The 2,364-nt window shown below is 72.1% G+C and carries 3 pseudogenes; all 3 read left to right on the top strand.

The features are described 5' to 3' along the window. Window positions 1–1,569: pseudogene (locus AC2W7A_RS11610) on the top strand (PhoX family protein); the annotation flags it as partial. Window positions 1,570–1,665: 96 nt separating this feature from the next. Beyond that, window positions 1,666–1,959: pseudogene (locus AC2W7A_RS11605) on the top strand (thiamine pyrophosphate-binding protein); the annotation flags it as partial. A gap of 193 nt (window positions 1,960–2,152) precedes the next feature. Beyond that, window positions 2,153–2,364, top strand: a pseudogene (locus AC2W7A_RS11600) (2-succinyl-5-enolpyruvyl-6-hydroxy-3-cyclohexene-1-carboxylate synthase); the annotation flags it as partial.

Genomic DNA, 2,364 nt, shown 5'->3' with positions numbered 1-2,364 from the left:
AGCGGCGCCAAGCGAGGGCGCCAATGTGGGAGTACCGTCCGCGGGCGGCCGCCGCAACCGCCGCATCACCGGCTTCACCCCGTTCGCCGTGACCGGCCCCGCCGCCGGCCACGACCTCCTCAAGACCAAGGACGACCCGACCGGCACGCGCGTGCTCGGCACCCTGAACAACTGCGCCGGCGGCACCACCCCGTGGGGCACCGTCTCTCCGGCGAGGAGAACTTCAACCAGTACTTCGTGGGCCGCGGCACCGCCGAGGAGGCCCGCTACGGCATCGGCACCGGCGCCACCTCCCGCGGCTGGGAGCGCTTCTACGACCGCTTCGACGCCACCAACCCGGGCTTCGAGAACGAGGCCAACCGCTTCGGCTGGATCGTCGAGGTGGACCCGGAGGACCCGACCTCCACCCCGGTGAAGCACACCATGCTGGGCCGCTTCAAGCACGAGGCCGGCACCGCGGTGCTCTCCGCCGACGGCCGCGCCGTGGTCTACTCCGGTGACGACGAGCGCCACGACTACCTGTACAAGTTCGTGTCCGCCAAGAAGGTCCGCCACGGGGACACCAAGCACAACATGTCCCTGCTGGACTCCGGCACCCTCTACGTGGCGAAGTTCCACGGCGACTCCCCGGCCTCCGAGATCGACGGCAAGGGCACCCTCCCCTCGGACGGTGCCTTCGACGGCCACGGCGAGTGGATCGCCCTGGCGACCGACACCAAGTCCTTCGTGCCGGGTATGTCCGTGGCCGAGGTCCTCGTCTACACCCGCCTCGCCGCGGACAAGATGGGCGCCACCAAGATGGACCGCCCGGAGGACGTGGAGACCAACCCGGTGACCGGCAAGGTCTACATGGCCCTGACCAACAACTCGAAGCGCACCGCCGTGGACGAGGCCAACCCGGTGGTCGGCAACCGCGACGGCCACGTCATCGAGATGTGCGAGGCCGGCGACGACCACACCGCCACCACCTTCGGCTGGAACATCCTGCTGCTGGCCGGTGACCCGCGGGTGTCCTCCTCCGCCTACTTCTCCGGCTTCCCGAAGGAGCTCGTCTCCCCGATCTCCTGCCCGGACAACGTGGCGTTCGACTCCGAGGGCAACCTCTGGATCTCCACCGACGGCCAGCCGGGCACCATCGGCCTCGCCGACGCCCTGCACAAGGTCACCCTGGACGGCCCGGAGCGCGGCCGCGTGGAGCAGTTCCTCGCCGTCCCGCGTGACGCCGAGACCTGCGGCCCGGTCATCCACGACCGCGACAACTCCGTGTTCGTGAACGTCCAGCACCCGGGCGAGAACGGCGAGTGGGGCGCCCAGACCTCGCTCTTCCCGGACGCCCTCAACCCGGCCGGCCCGGTGCAGGTCGGCGACAAGGTCGCCGTCCCGCGTCCGACCACCGTCCAGGTGTTCCGCACCACCGGCAACAACGGTGTGGGCAAGGGCCCGAAGAACGGCAAGGGCAACCCCGGCAAGGGCAACCCCGGCAAGGGCAACCCCGGCAAGGGCAACCCGGGCAAGGGCAACCCGGGCAAGGGCAACCCGGGCAAGGGCAAGGGCCCGAAGAACCGCTGAGCCTGACCGCATCCTGCGCCGAGGCCCGGTCCCGTCCTGCACGGGGCCGGGCCTCGGCCGTCCTCCGGCCGCCGCCCGCCTAGACTGGTGGGCACCATGACTTCAGTCGACTCCCTGGCCGTGGCGCGCACGGTGGTCCACTCCCTGATCGACGGCGGCATGCGGGAGGTCGTGATCTGCCCCGGCTCCCGCTCGGCCCCGCTCGTGTACGCCCTCGCCGCCTGTGAGCGCGCGGGCGACGTGCGCCTGCATGTGCGCATCGACGAGCGCTCCGCCGCCTTCCTCGCCCACGGCCTGTCCCTGGGCTCGGGCCGCCCGGTGGGCGTGGTGACCACGTCCGGCTCGGCGGTGGGCAACCTGCTGCCCGGCCTCATGGAGTCCTTCCACGCCGGCACGCGCGTCGTCGCGCTGACGGCGACCGCCCGGCGAGGCGGTCGGCACCGGCGCCAACCAGACCACGCAGCAGCCGGGGATCTTCCCGCACCACGTCCGCTACGCAGCCGTCCTGTCCTCGTCTCCGGAGCCGGGGCACGACGACGGCACGCACCTCGAGCGGATCCGTTCCGTCGTCCGTTCGGCCCTGTTGACCGCCGACGGCTTCCTCGCCGCGGAGGAGGGCGGCTCCGTGACCGTCCAGGACGCCCCGTCCGGTCCGGTGCACCTGAACCTGCACTTCTCCGAGCCGCTCGTGCCGGACGATGCCGAGGCCGCCCGCATCGGTGCGGTCGTCCCCGGCGTCCGGACCGATGCCTGCCGCGGACCGGTCGCGGCGACGGGCTGGACGCGCACCCGGCC

The organism is Micrococcus sp. LASM2_SD2 (genome assembly GCF_057364565.1).
Note: the sequence above shows the minus strand (reverse complement) of the source record. Positions and strands in the feature narration are given on the sequence as shown.